The following is a 19,202-nucleotide window of genomic DNA, read 5'->3' on the forward strand; positions in this document are numbered from 1 at the left end:
TCGATCGCCGAGGTGGCGAGGATGTCGGGGGTCACCGCCCGCACCCTGCGGCACTACGACGACATCGGACTGCTCACGCCTGCCCGGGTGGGCGCCAACGGCTACCGCTTCTACGAGGAGGAGCAACTGCTGCGACTGCAGCAGATCCTCGTCCTGCGCGAACTCGGCCTGGGACTGGCCGAGATCGCCGAGTCGGTCGACTCCGAGCCGAACACGCTGGCCGCCCTGAGAAGACAACACATCCGCCTGCTCGCGGAGCGTGACCGCATGGCTCGCATGGCGCAGACCGTGGCACGCACCATCGCCGAGCTCGAAGGGAAGACGCAGATGACAGACAAGGTCAACCGCCCGGAGAATCTGTTCGAGGGCTTCGATCACACGCAATACGACGACGAGGCCCGCGAACGTTGGCCGGAAGAGTTCGAACAGTCTCGGCGCAACACCGCGGCATTGTCCCCCGAGGACGTCGAACAGATGCAGCGGGAACTGACCGCGGCGATGATCCGGATGGCCGAGTTCATGACCACCGGTACGCCGGTCGCCGACCCGGCGGTCCAGGAGGAGGTACACGAGCACTACCAGGGCATCTGCCGGTTCTGGACGCCTGATCGTGAGGCATACAAGTGCTTGGGGCAGATGTATGTGGACGACGAGCGGTTCACGGTGAACTACGAGAAGATCGCCGAGGGCCTCGCCGAGTACCAGCGGGACGCGATGGTCATCTACGCGGACGAGCGGCTCGGCGGATAGCCCCGCCGTGCTCCCGGGGCAGTTCGTGAGCCCCTGGGGGTCGGCAGTCCCTGACCGTCGGGGCCGCCTTTCGATGGGTAGGACACCCATGTGCCGGCGCAATCGCGCCGATGCTCCTACCGTGGAGCTGTGGCCACCGATCGGACGCCGACGAGCGCGTGGGCTGCCCGACGACCGAGAGGCAAGACAGTGTGCCAATACTGCGGGTGCCGCGACATGCCGTTGCTGCGGGACTACACCGCCGAGCACGAACGCGTCGTGAACTTCGGCGGGGACGCGGTGCGCGCGCTCGATGCGGGGGATCTCGACCGTGCACGCGACCTCGCCGGACGTCTCGCCGACGAACTCCGATCCCACTGGCGAGGCGAGGAGGACGGGTTGTTCGCCCAGCTGCTCGACACCGAGCACGACCTCTTCGTCGAGTACATCGACCCGCTCGTCGCCGAACACCGTGAACTCGGCGCGTTCCTGGCGTCGATGGATCTCGCCGATCCCGCCGACGAGGACAGATTCCGAGACGCGGTCTTCGCCCTCCATCTGCACATCGCGAAAGAAGAGGACGCGCTGTTCCCGGCGTCGGTGACCACACTCGACGGCGATCAGTGGGACGCCGCGATCGCGGCATGGCACCGGGCGCACCCCGGCGAGAAGATGCTCGAGACGGGCATCTAGGCGAGTCGCTCGGACACGGTCAGCAATAGGTATCGATCAGCGACACCTACTGCTGAACAGACGATCCCCCGACCGCATCGACAGCGCGTTATCACACACCACCGACATCCCCGGGCCCACAAGCATCTCCGACACTCGTTGCGCGCCAGTGGAATTGCAGGTCGTCTCGAACATGTATTCGCACTATCGGTTTCCCGAGGGGGGCGACAGCGGTGGCCGACATTGTTGCCGATTCCACGACCGCCCCATCGGGCGGCGCCGGCGAGATCATCGCCGCAATCCACACCCTCGTCGGCCGGCTGCAGACGGCAGACCTGACGAAGTGCTCCGATGCCGAACTGGTCGACATCGCCGCCGAGACCGAAAGGGCCATTGCCCGAATCGGTTTCGCCGGTGACCGTCAGATCGTCGAAGCCACCGACCGCGGGCTGCCCCAGAAGACCGGGTACCGCAGCATCATCGGAGTTCATGACACACCGCCTCCGCATCGCCGAACCCATGCGTCGACGCAACCAGATGGTCGCCACCGCAACATTTTCCGATCTCACGACCGGTGAGCCACTGTCGCCGCAGCACCCGACGCTGGCCGACGCCTTCGCCGACGGACGGGTGGGTTCGGCCCACGTGCGCGCTGTCATCGACGTGCTCGACCAGATTCCCCACGCCGTCGATCACGACGTGAAGGTGGCCGCCGAACGACAGATGACCGAGATCGCCGTCGACCACACCCCCGCCGACATCACCAATCTCGGCGCACGACTCCTCGCACACCTCGACCCCGACGGCACCCTCACCGACGACGCCGACCGCACCCGCCGCCGCAACCTCTGGCTCAATCGACAGCGCGCCGACGGCACCGCCAAGATGACCGGAAATCTCACACCCGAGTTGGCTGCCCGGATCTCCACGATGCTCGCCGTCTGGGCCAAACCCGGGATGAACAACCCCAACGACCCTGAATCGCCCTGCGGCGCCTACGAAGACGCCGACCCGGCCCAGGTCGCGGCCGCCGCCGATCGCGATGACCGTACACCCGCCCAACGCAACCACGACGCGTTCGACGCTCTCCTGAAGGCAGTCCTGGAAGACGGGTTGTTGGGGTGAGACCCACCGCGGGCTTCCGGTGCAGCTGATCGTCAAAGCCGACCTCAACGATCTCATCCGCGAAGCCGGTCTGGCGACCACCGCGACCGGCAACCTTCTGCCCATCTCCGACGTCCTCGCCCTCGCCGCCGACGCCCAGCCCCATCTCGCGGTGTTCAAAGACGCCACCGCCGTCCCGCTGTACTTCGGACACGGCAAACGGCTCGCCACCCGCGATCAGCGTCTGGTCTCCTTCGCCAGACCCGACGGCGAGGTGTGCTCGGCACCGGGCTGCGACCAACCCGCGACCCACGTGGAGATGCATCACGCCGAAAGAGACTGGGCCGACGGCGGATTCACCGACATCACCGACCTCGCACCGGCCTGCCCGAAACACAACCGGATGGTCAGCGGCCGCCCCGGCCACTACACCACCCGGATGCAACGTCACGGAGCCGACGAGGGCCGTTGCGTGTGGCGACTCAACACCCAGCCCGGCGCGCCACCCAACCCCGAACGCATCAACCGGCGACCCGACATACCCAGCCGGTTCGCCCGACATCTGACACAGGTGCGCGACGAGATCCACGGACCACAGACGTCCGGCGATGAGGCACGCCCTGGTGACCCGCACCCAGATGACCTGAGCCTCAGTCTGCGCCGGGTGATCGACTACCGACCGATGATCACGCCGGAGTCGCCACATCCACGCACTGAAACACGGCCTCTGACATCGGTCGAAGCCCACCTCGAACAGATCCTCGTCCGACACCGACTGCAGCGTAACGCAACTGGTTGATGGTGTCCGCGGGCTCGCGGTTCACTCAGATCAGGGGGCGCGTGCGGGCACCCGTTCGAGCCTGTCCGCCGGCAACCGTGCCTGACCGGCAGCCTCAGTCCTTCGGCCGCCTCAGTCCTTCGGCGCGGGGATGTCCAGACCCAGATCGAGCACGGTGACCGAATGGGTCAGCGCGCCGACGGCAAGATAGTCGACGCCGGTGCGGGCGTAGTCCGCGGCGACCTCCAGCGACAAACCTCCGGAGCTCTCCAGCTTGGTCTCCGGCGAGCGGGTGTTCCGACGCTGAACTGCCATCTGGGTTTCCCAGGGCTGGAAGTTGTCCAGCAACACCAGCTGTGGTTCGAGTTCGAGGACCTCGTCGAGCTGAGCCAGTGAATCCACCTCGACCTCCACCGGCAGTCCGGGAGCCGCGGCGTGCACCGCCTGCAGCGCCGCCGCGACGGACCCGGTGGCGGCCACGTGGTTGTCCTTGATGAGTGCGGCGTCGCCGAGTCCCATGCGGTGGTTGGCTCCCCCGCCGGCTCGTACGGCGTACTTCTGCAGCGAACGCAGTCCCGGCAACGTCTTTCGGGTGTCACGGATCGTCGCGCCGGTACCCTCGATCGCCGCCACCCACTCGGCGGTGGCCGTCGCGATACCCGACATGTGCGAGATCAGATTCAACGCGGTGCGTTCGGCGGTCAGCAGCGCGCGCGTCGGGGCGTGCACGGCGAGGACGACGGTGCCCGGCTCCACACGGGTGCCGTCGTCGACCCGGCTGGTGATCGAGTACCCGCCCGCGCCGATGACCTCGTCGAAGACGGCCTCGACGACGGGCACGCCCGCGATCACCCCGTGTGAGCGGCTGACGATCGCCGCGTCGACGGTCGCGTCCTCGGGCACGGTCGATGACGTGGTGACGTCGGGCCCGTAGCGGAGGTCTTCGTCGAGCGCGGTCCGGATCAGCGCACGGACCTCGTCGTCGACCGGCGATCCCAGGGTGCCACCCGCGGCCTGCCCGACGAATCCGTCGCCCACAGCAACTTCACTCACGCTCATTCGCCGGCCCCGGGGTTGCCGATCGCGATCATGCGCTCGACGCTCTTACGTGCCTTCTCGGCGACATCGGCGTCGACGAACACCTCGTCGCGTCCCTCACGCAGGCAGCGCAGCAGCGCGGCGGGGGTGATCATCTTCATGTACGGGCACGACGCGCGGTCGTTGACGGCCTGGAAGTCGATTCCGGGCGCGGCCTTGCGCAACTGGTGCAGCATGCCGATCTCGGTGGCGACGAGGACCTGCGAGGCGCCGGTCTGGCGTGCGGCGTCGAGCATGCCGCCGGTGGACAGGATCTTGACGCGATCCTCCGGGACCGCACCTTCGCCCGCGAGGTACAGAGCCGAGGTGGCGCAACCACATTCGGGGTGGATGAACAGATCGGCACCCGGGTGGGCGGCGGCCTGCTCGGCGAGCTCGTCGCCGTTGATGCCGGCGTGGACGTGGCATTCACCCGCCCAGATGTGGATGTTGTCGCGACCGGTCTCGCGCTTGACGTGCGCGCCGAGGAACTGGTCCGGCAGGAACAGCACATCCCGATCGGGATCGATCGAGGCGACGACGTCCACCGCGTTCGACGACGTGCAGCAGATGTCGGTGAGGCCCTTCACCTCGGCGGTGGTGTTGACGTACGACACGACGACCGCGTCGGGGAACTCGGCCTTCCACTCGCGCAGCTCGTCGGCGGTGATCGAGTCGGCCAGGGAGCAGCCGGCACGCTCGTCCGGGATCAGGACGCGCTTGTCGGGGCTGAGGATCTTGGCGGTCTCGGCCATGAAGTGCACGCCGCAGAAGATGATCTCGTCCGAGTCGACCTCGGCAGCGATGCGCGACAGCGCGAGGGAGTCACCGACGTGATCGGCGACGTCCTGGATCGCCGGCAGCTGGTAGTTGTGCGCGAGCAGGGTTGCGTTACGGGCACGTGCGAGGCGTCGAACCTCCTCCGCCCACTCCTGGGTCGGTTCCACTCCGGTGTAGCCACCGGGTGCGTCGAACCATGCGGCATCCATGAGCGCTGAGCCCGAACCCGCGGGCGCGGTCACGGCCGCGGGGCGATCACTGGTGATGCTCATTGCCACTCCTCTGGCTGTCCCGGCGGCGGCAAGCCGCCGGGTCACTGGTGTCCCCAGATCACGGGCCGTGTGTCCGAGGCAGGTTTTCGACTCATGGTCGAAAACATGTGCATCGTAACATTCGCCACACCTGGTTCATTCCCGCCGCCGGCACGGTCACCGGACACCGGTCACGGACACATCAGCGCATCCAGGTATCGATCGGTGATCCGCGACTGGACGAGACGGCCGACGGGCCCACCGATCCGGGTAAACCACTTCCCCGGCCGAGAGAAGGCGACGACGTGCGCGACCACGGTGTCATCGTCGAGCAGCTGCACCCAGAATCGTTCCTCACCGATCTCGGGATGCCCGGCGAGAGTCCCGTAGGCGAACCCGCGCTCACGTGGGGTGTCGATGATCTCGACCACCCGGCACCGCGCGGTGACACCGACACGCCCGAGGCCCAGTCGCATGCCGACGACCAGCCCCGACGCCGCCGGAGGGGTCGTCGCCTCGACATCGATGCCCGCGCGACGATGCATGTCCCACTCCAGGATTCGTTGCCCCGCGGCCGCGAAGCAGTCCCTCCCCGCACCGACGACGCGAGAGCGGCGCAGGTGGTGATAGCCGGCGGGCAACTCCGCGGCAGTGGCCCCGACCTCGGGATAGGTCAGGCCCATTCGTTGCACCGTCATCCGGCGCGTGCGACCTGGCCGTCGAGCACCAGTGCCAGGTCGTCGAGTGAGGTGTCCAGCGCACGCGCGAGCGCGGCGATCGTGGCGAATGCCGGTGTGGGCATCCGGCCGGTCTCGATCTTGCGCAGCGTCTCCGGTGAGATCCCGGCACCGAGCGCCACGTCGGCCAGCGGTCGGGCACCGCGGAGTTCGCGGAGCCGCGCACCCAGCCTGCGGCCGGCCGCGATCTGTTCCGGGGTCAACGGGTTACGCACCATGCGGACCAGCGTATCGGATTCGGTATTTCTATACCGGGATTACCGGCGCGTCGCAGGAGGAAGGCGACGTGCGGTATACCTATACCGGGAGATCGGTATTTCTATACCGGAACACGGCATGTCACGGAGGGACAACAACATGGTCGAACTGAAGTCACCGGCGGAGGTGGCCGCCATGGGAGTGACCGGGCGGTTCATCGCGGATCTGCTCGACGATCTCTCCGGCCGCGCCGACGTCGGGGTCAACCTCCTCGAACTCGAGGAACGCGCACGTGAACTCATCGCCGAACGCGGGGCCCAGTCGTGCTACTGGGACTACACCCCCTCCTTCGGGCGCGGACCGTTCCGCAATGTGATCTGCCTGTCGGTCAATGACGCAGTGCTGCACGGACTCCCCCACGACTACGTACTGGAGGACGGCGACCTGTTGTCGATGGACATCGCGGTGGCCATCGACGGCTGGGTCGCCGATTCGGCGCGCAGCCTCATCGTCGGGACGCCACGCCCCGATGATCAGCGTCTCATCGCCGCCACCGAGGAGGCATTGCAGGCTGCCATCGACGCCGCCCGTCCGAACGCCCGACTCGGCGACATCTCGGCCGCGATCGGGGCGGTCGCCAAGTCCTACGGCTATCGGGTCAACACCGAATTCGGCGGCCACGGGCTGGGCCGGACCATGCACGAGGACCCGCACGTGGCGAACACGGGCAGACCGGGTCGGGGGATGACACTCCAGCCCGGACTGACGCTCGCCCTCGAGCCGTGGTTCACCCTCGGGTCGGAACGCATCAAATTCGACGCCGACGGCTGGACCATCCGCTCGTTCGACGGCTCCCGCGGCGCCCACAGCGAACACACCATCGCGGTCACCGACGGGGAGGCGCTGGTGCTCACCACGGCGTGAGCGCGAGGTGTGTCCCGAGGTGTGGGTCGCCGAAGTGGGCTCCCCCGGCGGTACGGGCCATACAATCGACCGCATGCCTGCCGCCGGCTCCGAGCCTCCCGTCGCCGACGGCACCGCCCTCCGGGTCGAGGTTCTCAGCGTCGTACTGCAGATACGTCCACCGGCGACGGCCGAGACCACTGCGGAACCCACGCTGTGCGTGCTGCTGTCTGAGTCTGAGTCTGAGCCGGCGTCTGGGTCTGAGCGGGCGTCTGGGTCGGAGTCGGGGCGCTGGGTTCTGCCCGGCGGCGGCGTGGGCGCCGACGAGACGCTCTCGACCAGTGCCCGCCGGCTCGTCGCGGACACGATGGATGTCCGCGAGATCGCCCACCTCGAGCAGTTGTCGGTGTTCTCCGATCCGCATCGCGTTCCCGGGATTCGAACCATCGCATCCACTTACATGGGGCTGGTCCCCTCCGATGCGTCGGCGTCGTTGCCCGACGCCGCCCGCTGGTTCGCCGTCGACTCATTGCCCGCGGTCGCCTACGATCACGGCGAGATCATCGACACCGCACGACACCGCCTGGCCGCCAAGCTCTCCTACACCAACATCGCGTTCGCGCTGGCCCCGAAGCAGTTCCCGATGTCGCAGCTGTCCGAGATCTATTGCGCCGCACTCGGTTACCCGGTCGACACGACCAATCTGTTGCGCATCCTGAGTCGACGTGCCGTCGTGGTGGCAACCGGCACACTCGGCAAGACGGGGCGATCCGGAGGGCGGCCGCCTGCGCTCTACGCCTTCGCCGACACCGAGTTGCGCGTCACCGATGAGTTCGCGACGCTACGCCCGCCGATGTGAGTTCCTCCGCCGACGGGTCGTGAAGATCCAGGTCTCCGACACCGAGATCAGCTGTCCGCGAGGACAACACGCACACCAGATACACCAGCGCGAAGGCGAACGGTGCGCAGATGAGCAGCGTCCACGACGCGCTCTGTCCCGCGCGCGTCGCACCTTCGAGCCAGAGCTCGGGGACGACCCGGTACATCGTCCCCACCGGCAGATCGGCGGGGTCGTCGTGGAACCGAAGGCCGGCGATCCTCATCCCGGCCGTTGCCGCCAGCGCCGCACCGGCCACCGTGCCCAGCGCAGGCCACACGAAACCGACGACGCCGCGCCACGGTTTCGCCGCCAGCCACACCACGAGTGCCGCGACGCCGCCGTAACCGAACATCACCAGCGCGAATGCTCCGATCCCGTCGAAGTCGACGGGGATGTCACCTCGGGCCCCCTCGATCACCACGCCGGTGCTCGGCGGCGTCAGTGACGCCCAGATCATCCCGGCGACCGCACCGAGGAGGATCACCACCGCTGTGATCGCCAGCAGCACCGACGTCGGGCGCTCCGGCCGGGCCGATCCGCGGCGCGTGTGCGGAACCGGCGTTCTCACCGGCGGCCCAGTTCGGTGGAATCGACGGTGCCGTGACGCGAGCACCGCGCATCCCAGCCGTCGGGGCGCACCTGAACCACCATCCGGCGCCCGCACTGGCCGCAGAACCGCGGGGGTTCGAGACCGAGCCGGGCGGCCGGCGGGACGGCGTCGGGCGCCTGCAGTTCCAGTTCGAGTCCGGTGTGGACCCCGAACCGGCACGGCTCGGCGAGTGGACCCGGAACGGTGTCGATCATGAGAACACGCTACCCATCACGTCCGACCTGATCGTCAGATCGTGTCGTTCAGCGACTTGATGGGCATCGACAGATCGCTGAGGAGATCGAGGTCGTCCTCGGCGGGACGTCCGAGTGTCGTCAGGTAGTTGCCCACGATGACGGCGTTGATCCCGCCGAGGATGCCCTGCTTGGCGCCGAGGTCACCGAGAGTGATCTCGCGGCCACCGGCGAACCGCAGGATCGTGCGCGGCAGGGCCAGGCGGAAGGCCGCGACCGACTTGAGCGCCTCGGCGGCGGGCAGGACGTCGAGGTCACCGAAGGGAGTGCCGGGCCGCGGGTTGAGGAAGTTCAGGGGCACCTCGTCCGGCTCGAGATCGGCGAGCTCGGCGGCGAACTCGGCCCGCTGCTCGAGGGTTTCGCCCATGCCGAGGATGCCGCCGCAGCACACCTCCATGCCCGCTTCACGGACCATGCGTAAGGTGTCCCAGCGTTCCTCCCAGCTGTGGGTGGTGACCACGTTCGGGAAGTGGCTGCGGGCGGTCTCGAGATTGTGGTTGTAGCGGTGTACACCCATGTCACGGAGCTGGTCGACCTGCTCCTGGGTGAGCATGCCCAGGCTGCAGGCGATCTGGATGTCGACCTCGTTGCGGATGGCCTCGATACCGGCGGCGACCTGGCTGAGCAGGCGCTTGTCCGGACCGCGGACCGCAGCGACGATGCAGAACTCGGTGGCACCGGTCTTGGCGGTCTGTTTGGCGGCTTCGACCAGCGAGGGGATGTCGATCCAGGCACTGCGCACCGGGGAGGCGAACAGACCCGACTGCGAGCAGAAGTGGCAGTCCTCCGGGCAGCCGCCGGTCTTCAGCGAGATGATGCCCTCGACCTCGACCTCCGGTCCACACCAGCGCATGCGCACGTCGTGGGCGAGCTGCAGCAGCTCGGTGAGACGGTCGTCGGACAGGCGCAGGACAGCCAGGACCTGCTCCCGGTCCAACGGCTCACCGCGCTCGAGCACCTGGGCTCGGGCGATGGCGAGGATGTCCTCCGACATCTGGGCGGGCGTGGCGTCGACGGTTGCCTGGGTCACGGGTGAACTCCTTGTGTATCGGGCTGTGGTGTTGCGCTCAGGTTGTGGTGTTGCGCTCAGGTTGTGGTGTTGCGCTCAGGTTGTGGTGTTGCGCTCAGGTTGTGGTGTTGCGCTGGGCGGGAGGGCTTTACGAGGTCCGGACGAGTTGTTCCGGGCGGTTGGGCAGTGTGCCGGCGAGCCAGTCGTGGTCGAACCAGGTCGGTGCGAGGCGGCGGAATTCCGCGGGGTCGAGGGCGGCTGCGCCGGCCGGCAGGACACCGACGACGGGCACACCGGTCACCCGCGGGAGGTCGGTCCGATTGCAGCGCATCGCGAGGTCGGGGTTCTCCGGCCACGAGCCGATGACGAGTCCGGCGGGCCGGAGCCCGCGTGCGCGCACCGCGTTCACGGTCAGCTCGGCGTGATTGAGTGCGCCGAGTCCCGGCGCCACGACGACGATCACGCCGTCGGCTGTGTCGCGACGCAGTGTCGCGACGGCGACGTCGAGGATCGTGGCCGTCTCCCCCAGTCGCACGAGTACACCGCCTGCGCCTTCGACGAGAGTGAGATCGTGTGTGGCGGCAAGGCGCTCGACCTCACGCACGATCACGTCCGGATCGGCGGGCGGCATCCCGGCGCGGCGTGCCGCCGTGTCGGGTGCCAGTGGTTCGGGATACCGGAAGGATTCGACGGTGGTGACGTCGCCGGCCAGCCGGACGATCTCGGCGAGGTCGCCGGGCGCGTCGGGTCCGACACCGGTTTGCACGGGTTTGCAGACTGCGACGGTGGTCGGCCGCGGATCGGGAACCGCATCCGCAGGCGCCGTCGTCCCACCCGCAGCGGCGAGAGCCGCGGTCACGACCGTCTTGCCGACGTCGGTCGAGGTGCCGGTGACCGCCAGAACGGTGCCGCGGGCTCGTGCGCTCACCGGGCACCCACCTCGCGCAACGCGGCGTCGACGACCCCGGCGACATGGTCGAGGGTCGCATCATCGAGATCGGCACGCACCGTGAGACGTAGCCGCGACGTGCCCGAGGGCACCGACGGCGGTCGGAAACAGCCGACCAGCACACCACGGTCGCGGCACGCTGCCGCGGCGGCGACGGCACGCTGCGGATCCCCGATGATGATCGAGATCACCGCCGCCGCCGGCTCCTCTGCTCCACAGGACCGGGCCAGGCGCCGGGCGTTGTCGCGCAGCCGGTCCGGGAGTCCGGGATCGGAACGCAGGATTCCCAGGGCCGCGCGCGCGGCACCGACGGCCGCCGGGTTGAGCCCGGTGTCGAAGATGAACGTGCGTGCGCAATCGATCAGGTGCGAACGCAACGGCTCGGTACCGAGCACCACACCACCCTGCGCGCCCAGTGATTTCGACAGCACCGTCGTGACGACCAGGTCCGGAGCACCCGAGAGTCCTTGTTCGGCAACCAGTCCCCGGCCCCCTGGACCGCGCACACCGAATGCATGTGCCTCGTCCACGAGCAGCACCGCACCGTGTGCGCGCGACGCGGCATAGAGGTCGGCAACGGGTGCGGGTTCACCGTCGATGCTGTAGACGGAATCGGTGACGACGAGTGCGCGGCGCTCGGTGCGCTGCGCCAGCGCGGCGCGGACGGCCTCGTGGTCGCCGCGCTCGACAACCACGACGCGAGCCCGCGACAACCGGCAGCCGTCGATCAGAGATGCGTGCGTACCGGTGTCACTCACGATGAGATCGCCCCGGGTTGCCAGCGCCGTGACCGCCCCGACGTTCGCGAGGTAGCCCGACGAGAAGGTCAGTGCGGCCGGGAATCCCAGGAAACCGGCGACTTCGTCCTCGAGGTCGATGTGCTCCTGCGTGGTGCCGACCACGAGTCGCGACGCCGTCGAACCACCGCCCCAGCGCTCGGCAGCGGCCTGCGCACCGGCAACGACCAGCGGGTGGGTCGACAGACCCAGGTAGTCGTTGGAGCCGAGGTTGATCTCCCCCGCATGCGCTCGTCGGACGTGGGGATCGCGATGGAGACCGGCCTGGATCCGGTCGTGCGCGGCCTGAGCCAGCCAGGCCAGTCCCACCTCGGTGCCGTCCACCGCCTGTGTCCCCGTCGCCTGTGTCCCAGTCGCCTGTGTCCCCGCTGCCGAGGTCTGCGTCGACGTCATGATCGGGTTCCTGCCAGGACGTGGTCGCCGAGGCTCGCGTGCACGGCCGCGCCGACACCCCGCACGATCACACCGATGTCCGCGGGCGTGCAGATGAACGGCGGCATCGTGTAGACGAGATTGCGGAACGGGCGCAGCCACGCTCCCGCGTCCACCGCTGCGGCCGTTGCCGCGGACATGTCGACCGGTCGGTCGAGTTCGACGACACCGATCGCGCCGCGGACGCGTACATCGACCACCCCGTCGAGCCCTCCCAGTGGCGAGAGCCCGTCTTCGAGGCCCTGTTCTATCTCCGAAACCCGTGCCGCCCACGGTGTTTCCAGCAACAGTTCGATCGCCGCGACGGCGACCGCACACGCGAGTGGGTTGGCCATGAAGGTGGGGCCGTGCGCGAGTCCCCCCGCCTCACCCGCACTGATGACCTCGGCGAGATGCGACGTACACAGAGTTGCGGCAAGCGTCAGGTAGCCCCCGGTCAGCGCCTTGCCCACACACATGATGTCCGGGGCGACACCTGCCGCGTCGGCGGCGAACAGCGTCCCGGTCCGGCCGAAACCGGTGGCGATCTCGTCGAAGATGAGCAGGACGTCGTGCCGGTCGCAGATGTCGCGGAGGGCTCGCAGGTACGCGGCATCGTGGAAACGCATGCCGCCCGCACCCTGGACGATGGGCTCGACGATGATCGCGGCCAGCTCGTCCCGGTGCGCGAGGACGGTCGCCTCGAGACGGCTCACGTATTCGGGGCGGAAGTCGGCCGGTGGCGCATCGACGAAGATCTGCTCGGTCAGTACCGACGACCACATCGAATGCATGCCGCCGTCGGGATCGCAGACGCTCATCGGGGCGAAGGTGTCGCCGTGGTAGCCCCCGCGCCAGGTGAGCAGCCGGGTACGACGGGGCTCGCCGCGACCACGCCAGTACTGCACCGCCATCTTCACCGCGACCTCGACCGAGACCGATCCCGAGTCGCAGAAGAACACCTTCTGCAGCGGCTCCGGGGTGAGCTCGACGAGAAGCTGCGCGAGCCGTGCGGCCGGCTCGTGGGTGAGCCCGCCGAACATGACATGCGACATCCGGCCGAGCTGAACCGCGGCTGCTTCGTCCAGACGTGGGTGCCGGTAGCCGTGGATCGCCGCCCACCACGAGCTCATCCCGTCGACCACCGAGCGACCGTCGGCCAGCTCGAGGCGGACTCCCGACGCGGACTCGACCACCAGGGGCTCGGTACTCGCGGGCATCGCACCGTACGGGTGCCAGATGTGCTCGGCGTCGATGCGCCTGACGGCGTCGTGGTCCACGGTGCACCTTTCTCGCTGCGACCTCCGGCGGACCTGGACACTGTCCAGGCATTCACCCTGTACACCGTACAGGCTCATCCTGAACGGTGTACAGGCTCACCCGCCGGGGGCCGCCGCGACCGGTCACTAGGCTTACCGGGTGAGCAACAGCCGCACCGACGTCCTCCGCGCAGCCCGCGACATCCTGCGCGAGCACAGCCTGGCCGACCTGTCGATGCGCAGACTCGCCACCGAGCTGGGCGTGCGACCCAACGCCCTGTACTGGCACTTCCCCAACAAGCAGACATTGCTCGCCGCGCTCGCCGACGACATCCTCAGTACTGTCGCCATCCCCGGTACGGATCTGTCCTGGGACGAACGGCTGAGCCTGCTCGCGACCGGGATGCGCGCCGCACTGCTCGAGGTCCCCGACAGCGCCGAGGTCGTGTCGTCGAGCTGGGCCAGCGGACTGTCGACCAAGGCGATCACCGCCGACATCATCGCCGCCGGTCACGCCGGCGGGTTGACTCTCCGGGACGCCGAGGCGGTCAGCACCGCACTGTGCCAGCTCGTCATCGGGCTGACCATCGAGGAGCAGACCCGCGCACAGATGGAACGTCTCGGCGTGACCGGACCCTCGGGACGTGATTTCGGCGGCGAGTTCGGCGACGGGCTGTCGATCATCCTCGACGGGGCGCGCACCCGGCGTCGGCCCTGATCGCCGACGCCACCGTCGAGGGTATGTCGCACTCGCCGGAATCGGACTTTCACAGCTTCGGCGGGTACATTGCTAGCCGGTCAACCCGGGCTCGGCTCCGAGATCGAGGTGGCACGTCGAGCGCCACCACGCACAGGGCCCACCCACCTGCCCTCAACCGGAAAGCGCATCTCTGTGGCATCGACGACTCGAGTAGTGGCGCCGGAGTCGGCCCCCTCGACGCCGGCAACGCCTGCCTACCGCACCGACCTCGACGGCCTGCGCGGCATCGCCATCGCTCTCGTCGCCTGCTTCCACGTGTGGTTCGGCAAGGTCTCCGGCGGCGTCGACGTGTTCCTCACGCTGTCGGGCTACTTCTTCGTCGGCTCGCTGCTGCGTCACGCGATCCACAGCCAGACCGCGCACGTGACCTTCCGGGACACGCTCAACCCGTGGCCACGTCTCAAACGCCTCCTCAAACGCCTGCTCCCCGCACTGTTGACCGTGCTCCTGGCGGTGACGGTGCTGACGCTGGTCATCCTGCCGCAGACCCGCTGGGCGAATGTCGGTCGCGAGGTGATCGCGAGCGCGCTGTACTACCAGAACTGGTACCTCGCCCAGAACTCCCAGGATTATCTGGCCGCCAGCTCTGCCAACAGCCCGCTGCAGCACATCTGGTCGATGTCGGTCCAGGGCCAGTTCTTCGTGGTGACGCTGCTCGTCGCGCTCACATTCGCGGCGTTGCTCAAGCTCGGCGCGCGCGTCGCCCGGCCGTTCGCCGACCCGCGGGTCATCAAGTTCCTCGTCGGCGGTGCGGTGCTGCTCGTCGCGTTGGCGTCGTTCTACTGGGCGCACCGCGGCCTGGCGATCAATCAGCCGTACAACTACTACGACACATTGTCCCGTCTGTGGGAGCCGCTGGCCGGTGGCCTGCTGGCGATCTGGTTGCCCAGCCTGCGCATCCCCAACTGGCTGCGCAACATCGCAACCGTGTTCGCCCTGTTGCTGATCATCTCCTGCGGGTTCTGGATCGACGGCGTGAACGCGTACCCCGGTCCCATGGCGCTGGTTCCGGTCGGCGCGACCCTGCTCATCATCTGGGCGGGCGCGACCGCGCTGCAGAGGCCGCCGCGCGGCGCGCACTCCGCGCGGGTCCAGGAGATGCCTGCCGTCAACCGAGCGCTCGCGGGTCACTGGCCGGTCTGGCTCGGCACCATCGCCTACTCGCTGTACCTGTGGCACTGGCCGCTGCTGATCTTCTACCTCACCTGGCGGGGCAAGAACCACGCCAATTTCCTCGAGGGCGTGGTGATCCTCGCGGCGTCGGTCGGCCTGGCCTGGCTCACCAAGCGCTACATCGAGGATCCGCTGCGCGGCGGCGACCGGTCGGCCCTCGCGCGCGGTACCCGCGACGGCCGCTCCCGCTGGGTGTCCTACACCTCGGTCGTCACCTCGATCCTCGTGGTCGGCACACTCGTCACCGGCGTCGGCATCAAGCTCTGGGAGAACCACGTCGCCAACATCGTGGTCGACACCAAGAACCTCGACCCACGTTCCTATCCCGGTGCGCGTGCACTTCTCGAGAACTGGCCGGTGCCCGCTGTCGACCCCCAGCCGTCGGCCCTCGAGGTGATCAAGGACTTCCCGGAGACCTCCACCGACGGCTACATGAGCGACTTCACCGACAACGAGATCCATGTCGGTGTCTACGGGGATCCCGACGCCACCCGGACGATCGCACTGGCAGGCGGTTCGCATGCCGAGATGTGGATCTCGGCTCTCGACATTCTCGGCAAGCGCAACGGCTTCAAGGTCAAGACCTATGTGAAGATGGGCTGCCCGTTGTCGACCAACCGCATACCCAAGCAGCGCGGAGTGCCCTACCCGGAGTGCTACGACTGGGGCCAGCGGGTCATCGACCGGGTCATCGCCGACAAACCCGATGCGGTGTTCACCAACTCCACACGGCCCCGGGACTACCAGCCCGGGGACTGGGTCCCGCCGGACTACGTCCCGATCATCGATCGCTTCCTGGATGCCGGCGTTCCGGTGTTCGGCATGCGCGACACCCCGTGGCCGAAGAATGCGCAAGGCACCATCGACACCCCGATCTGCCTCGCCGAGGGCGGCGACGCAGAGAGTTGCGGGTCGCGACGCGCCGCCGTGCTCGCGCCCGAGGACCCTTCTCGAGAACTCGCCGCCACGCGCCCGGACTTCCACCCGCTGGACATGTCCGACGGCATCTGCACGCCCGATCGGTGCCCCGCCATCGTCGGCAACATCACCGTCTACAAGGACCCGCATCATCTCAGTGCGACCTACGTCCGCAGCCTCGCCGACGAGTTGGGCCGCCAGATGGCCGCCCAGCTGCCGTGGACCGGCCCCGACGTGCCGTGACCTGCTCTCCGGGAGCCACGCCGAGGGTCGTCGGGTGGGACTTCCCACTCGGGGCACCCGACGACCACTTCCGAGATGACCCGTCGCCCCAACGCGACTAGGGTCGACCCATGACGTCAGGCAGGTGGGCATGACCGTTCCGCCAACCACCGGTGGACAACCGGACCCCGTTTCGGACGATCCCGGTTCGGACGATCCCGGTCCGGACAATCCCGAAGCCGGCGACAGCCGGACCAGTCGCGCACCCGACCCCGATGGGGGCGGCGGACCGACGACGGCGGCGCCTCTGAGAAACGGCACGGGCGCCTCGGCGACGGTTTCGCTTCCGTCGAATCCGGCCCAGGCCGACGCACTTGTCGAACCGGAGCCCGCGCCGATTCCGGTGTGGCCGGGTACGCCGTACCCGCTCGGTGCCACCTATGACGGTGTCGGAACGAACTTCTCGCTGTTCTCCGAGGTCGCCGAGTCCGTCGAGCTGTGCCTCATCGACCGCGACGGCAAGGAACGTCGCATCCGCCTCGAAGAGGTCGACGGCTACTGCTGGCACTGCTACCTGCCCAACGTCGTCCCCGGACAGTTCTACGGCTTCCGCGTCTACGGCCCCTACGATCCTGCCCAGGGCCTGCGGTGCGATCCGAGCAAGCTGTTGCTCGACCCGTACGGCAAGGCCTTCCACGGGGACTTCGACGGCGACGCCTCCCTCTTCTCCTACCCACTGCCCACACCGCCTGGGCAGGACGAGGATTCCGGCGCCGAGACCGTCGGCCCCTCCGATCCGGCTCCCGAGGGTGCCGAGGCCCCCGGGGCCGAGACCACTGACGATGCGGACGCGGACGCTCCCGGCGACAACGCCGGCGCCGAGGCCGCACCTGACGAGGCGGACACCTCCGACGTAGAGGTCGCGGGCTCCGGAGTTGCCGAGCCGGAACCGCTTCCGGAGCCGGCGCCCGAGAATCCGATGCCCGAGAATCCGATGCCTCAGCTCGACTCGCTCGGTCACACCATGCTGTCGGTGGTGATCAACCCGTACTTCGACTGGCAGAACGACCGTGCACCCAACCGGCCGTACCACCAGACGGTGATCTACGAAGCGCACGTCAAGGGCATGACCGCGACGCATCCCGGTGTGCCCGAGCATCTTCGGGGCACCTATGCGGGGCTGTGCCATCCGGTGATCATCGAACACCTGCAGGAGCTGGGCATCACCGCGATCGAGCTGATGCCGGTGCACCAGTTCATGCAGGACTTCGTACTCCGCGATCAGGGACTCCGGAATTACTGGGGCTACAACACCTTCGGATTCCTGGCGCCGCACATCGAGTACTCCTCGAATCCCGATCAGCCCGCGAGCGCGGTGACCGAGTTCAAGGCGATGGTGCGCGAGTTCCACAACGCCGGGATCGAGGTCATCCTGGATGTGGTCTACAACCACACCGCCGAGGGCAACCACCTCGGGCCGACGGTGAGCTTCCGGGGGATCGACAACGCGGCGTACTACCGTCTCGTCGAAGACGATCCCGAGATGTACATGGACTACACCGGCACCGGGAACAGCCTCAACGGCCGGCATCCGCACACACTGCAGCTCATCATGGATTCCCTGCGGTACTGGATTCTCGAGATGCATGTCGACGGGTTCCGCTTCGACCTCGCCTCCACGCTGGCGCGCGAACTGCACGACGTCGACCGGTTGTCGGCGTTCTTCGATCTGGTGCAACAGGATCCGGTGGTCAGCCAGGTCAAGCTCATCGCCGAGCCGTGGGACATCGGCGAGGGCGGATATCAGGTCGGCAACTTCCCGCCGCTGTGGACCGAGTGGAACGGCAAGTACCGCGACACCGTCCGCGACTACTGGCGCGGCGAACCGTCGACGCTGGGCGAGTTCGCATCCCGGCTCACCGGGTCGTCGGACCTGTACGAGGCGACCGGACGCCGCCCACTGGCCAGCATCAACTTCGTCATCGCGCATGACGGCTTCACCCTGCGGGACCTGGTGTCCTACAACGAGAAGCACAACGAGGCCAACGGCGAGGACAACCGCGACGGCGAGAGCCACAACCGGTCCTGGAACTGCGGGGTCGAAGGTCCCACCGACGACCCCGAGATCAACGCGCTGCGCGCCCGCCAGCAACGCAACATCCTCGCGACCCTGTTCCTGTCACAGGGCACCCCGATGCTCGCGCACGGCGACGAGATCGGCCGCACCCAGCAGGGCAACAACAACGTGTACTGCCAGGACTCCGAGCTGGCCTGGATGGACTGGTCTCTCGCCGAGGAGAACTCCGACCTGTTGGCGTTCACCCGCAAGGCGATCGCGTTGCGCACCAAACATCCGGTGTTCCGCCGACGCCGGTTCTTCGGCGGAAAGCCGATCCGCTGGGGTGACCAGACCCTGGACATCGCCTGGCTCACCCCGGCGGGCGAGGAGATGACGGCCGAGGACTGGGACAGCGGATTCGGCAAGAGCCTCGCGGTGTTCCTGAACGGAAACGGTCTCGGGGAGAAGGACGAACGCGGCGAACTCGTCGTCGACGACTCGTTCATCATCTGCTTCAACGCCCACTACGAGGACATCGACTTCCACCTCCCGCCGAACTGGTACGGGCACGAGTGGGTCGGCGAGCTCGACACCACACATCCGTCCGGTGACACCGACGTGCGAGCCGGGTCCGGTGATGCGGTGACCGTCGGGGGCCGCTCGGTCCTCGTCCTGCGGAAGACCTCCTGACCC

17 protein-coding genes and 1 pseudogene are annotated in these 19,202 nt (G+C 68.0%); 8 read left to right on the forward strand and 10 right to left on the reverse strand.

Translation table 11 applies throughout. The annotated features are described in order from the left end of the window. Positions 1–21 precede the first annotated feature (21 nt). From H1R19_RS14290 to H1R19_RS14300, 3 genes and pseudogenes are all read left to right on the forward strand, one after another. Complete coding sequence (locus tag H1R19_RS14290) at positions 22–750, forward strand: MerR family transcriptional regulator (protein WP_244970712.1); 729 nt, start codon at positions 22–24, stop codon at positions 748–750. A gap of 216 nt (positions 751–966) precedes the next feature. Next, the gene (locus H1R19_RS14295) at positions 967–1,422 is read left to right on the forward strand and encodes a hemerythrin domain-containing protein (RefSeq protein ID WP_219849369.1); all 456 of its coding nucleotides are present in this window, start codon (positions 967–969) and stop codon (positions 1,420–1,422) included. Positions 1,423–1,688: 266 nt separating this feature from the next. Beyond that, positions 1,689–3,304 (forward strand): annotated as a pseudogene (locus H1R19_RS14300) (HNH endonuclease signature motif containing protein). 111 nt (positions 3,305–3,415) lie between these two features. Here H1R19_RS14300 and nadC read toward each other — a convergent pair. From nadC to H1R19_RS14320, 4 genes are all read right to left on the reverse strand, one after another. Continuing rightward, the gene (gene nadC, locus H1R19_RS14305) at positions 3,416–4,321 is read right to left on the reverse strand and encodes a carboxylating nicotinate-nucleotide diphosphorylase (protein WP_244970993.1); all 906 of its coding nucleotides are present in this window, start codon (positions 4,319–4,321) and stop codon (positions 3,416–3,418) included. Positions 4,322–4,338: 17 nt separating this feature from the next. Further along, on the reverse strand, positions 4,339–5,412 hold the full coding sequence (gene nadA, locus H1R19_RS14310) for a quinolinate synthase NadA (protein WP_188327883.1): 1,074 nt from the start codon (positions 5,410–5,412) through the stop codon (positions 4,339–4,341). A 170-nt stretch (positions 5,413–5,582) separates the two neighbouring features. Then, positions 5,583–6,089, reverse strand: a complete 507-nt coding sequence (locus tag H1R19_RS14315; protein ID WP_219849370.1) for a DUF1990 domain-containing protein — start codon at positions 6,087–6,089, stop codon at positions 5,583–5,585. Further along, on the reverse strand, positions 6,086–6,346 hold the full coding sequence (locus tag H1R19_RS14320) for a helix-turn-helix domain-containing protein (RefSeq protein ID WP_219849371.1): 261 nt from the start codon (positions 6,344–6,346) through the stop codon (positions 6,086–6,088). The genes H1R19_RS14315 and H1R19_RS14320 overlap by 4 nt, the downstream gene beginning before the upstream one ends. Before the next feature lie 139 nt (positions 6,347–6,485). On the opposite strand from H1R19_RS14320, the gene map reads away from it, so the two are divergent. Together map and H1R19_RS14330 are read left to right on the forward strand one after the other, a co-directional pair. Next, entirely contained in the window at positions 6,486–7,250 is a 765-nt protein-coding gene (gene map, locus H1R19_RS14325; protein WP_188327880.1) for a type I methionyl aminopeptidase, read from the forward strand. Positions 7,251–7,323: 73 nt separating this feature from the next. Next, the gene (locus H1R19_RS14330) at positions 7,324–8,088 is read left to right on the forward strand and encodes an NUDIX hydrolase (RefSeq protein WP_219849372.1); all 765 of its coding nucleotides are present in this window, start codon (positions 7,324–7,326) and stop codon (positions 8,086–8,088) included. On the opposite strand, the gene H1R19_RS14335 is transcribed toward H1R19_RS14330, so the two are convergent. The 6 genes from H1R19_RS14335 to H1R19_RS14360 all read right to left on the reverse strand — a co-directional run bounded on the left by H1R19_RS14335 (position 8,051) and on the right by H1R19_RS14360 (position 13,398). Continuing rightward, on the reverse strand, positions 8,051–8,677 hold the full coding sequence (locus tag H1R19_RS14335) for a DUF2567 domain-containing protein (RefSeq protein WP_244970713.1): 627 nt from the start codon (positions 8,675–8,677) through the stop codon (positions 8,051–8,053). The two genes, H1R19_RS14330 and H1R19_RS14335, sit on opposite strands and share 38 nt — an antisense overlap. Continuing rightward, positions 8,674–8,913: a biotin synthase auxiliary protein BsaP gene (gene bsaP, locus H1R19_RS14340; RefSeq protein ID WP_219849373.1), complete on the reverse strand. Its 240-nt coding sequence runs from the start codon at positions 8,911–8,913 to the stop codon at positions 8,674–8,676. Before bsaP ends, H1R19_RS14335 begins: the two co-directional genes overlap by 4 nt. A gap of 34 nt (positions 8,914–8,947) precedes the next feature. Further along, on the reverse strand, positions 8,948–9,982 hold the full coding sequence (gene bioB, locus H1R19_RS14345; RefSeq protein WP_219849374.1) for a biotin synthase BioB: 1,035 nt from the start codon (positions 9,980–9,982) through the stop codon (positions 8,948–8,950). A gap of 127 nt (positions 9,983–10,109) precedes the next feature. Continuing rightward, on the reverse strand, positions 10,110–10,889 hold the full coding sequence (bioD, locus tag H1R19_RS14350; RefSeq protein WP_219849375.1) for a dethiobiotin synthase: 780 nt from the start codon (positions 10,887–10,889) through the stop codon (positions 10,110–10,112). Continuing rightward, the gene (locus H1R19_RS14355) at positions 10,886–12,100 is read right to left on the reverse strand and encodes an 8-amino-7-oxononanoate synthase (RefSeq protein ID WP_219849376.1); all 1,215 of its coding nucleotides are present in this window, start codon (positions 12,098–12,100) and stop codon (positions 10,886–10,888) included. Before H1R19_RS14355 ends, bioD begins: the two co-directional genes overlap by 4 nt. Next, a complete protein-coding gene (locus H1R19_RS14360) occupies positions 12,097–13,398 on the reverse strand; it encodes an adenosylmethionine--8-amino-7-oxononanoate transaminase (RefSeq protein WP_219849377.1) in 1,302 nt (433 codons plus the stop codon). Before H1R19_RS14360 ends, H1R19_RS14355 begins: the two co-directional genes overlap by 4 nt. 139 nt (positions 13,399–13,537) lie before the next feature. Here H1R19_RS14360 and H1R19_RS14365 point away from each other — a divergent pair, with 139 nt between their 5' ends. The 3 genes from H1R19_RS14365 (at position 13,538) to glgX (ending at position 19,199) form a co-directional block, all read left to right on the forward strand. Continuing rightward, the gene (locus H1R19_RS14365) at positions 13,538–14,095 is read left to right on the forward strand and encodes a TetR family transcriptional regulator (protein ID WP_219849378.1); all 558 of its coding nucleotides are present in this window, start codon (positions 13,538–13,540) and stop codon (positions 14,093–14,095) included. Positions 14,096–14,290: 195 nt separating this feature from the next. Then, on the forward strand, positions 14,291–16,471 hold the full coding sequence (locus tag H1R19_RS14370; RefSeq protein WP_188327872.1) for an acyltransferase family protein: 2,181 nt from the start codon (positions 14,291–14,293) through the stop codon (positions 16,469–16,471). 130 nt (positions 16,472–16,601) lie between these two features. Then, complete coding sequence (gene glgX / locus H1R19_RS14375) at positions 16,602–19,199, forward strand: glycogen debranching protein GlgX (protein WP_223204589.1); 2,598 nt, start codon at positions 16,602–16,604, stop codon at positions 19,197–19,199. The last annotated feature ends 3 nt before the right edge of the window (positions 19,200–19,202 follow it).

It is taken from the genome of Gordonia jinghuaiqii, from assembly GCF_014041935.1.
In the GTDB taxonomy this organism is placed as follows: domain Bacteria; phylum Actinomycetota; class Actinomycetes; order Mycobacteriales; family Mycobacteriaceae; genus Gordonia; species Gordonia jinghuaiqii.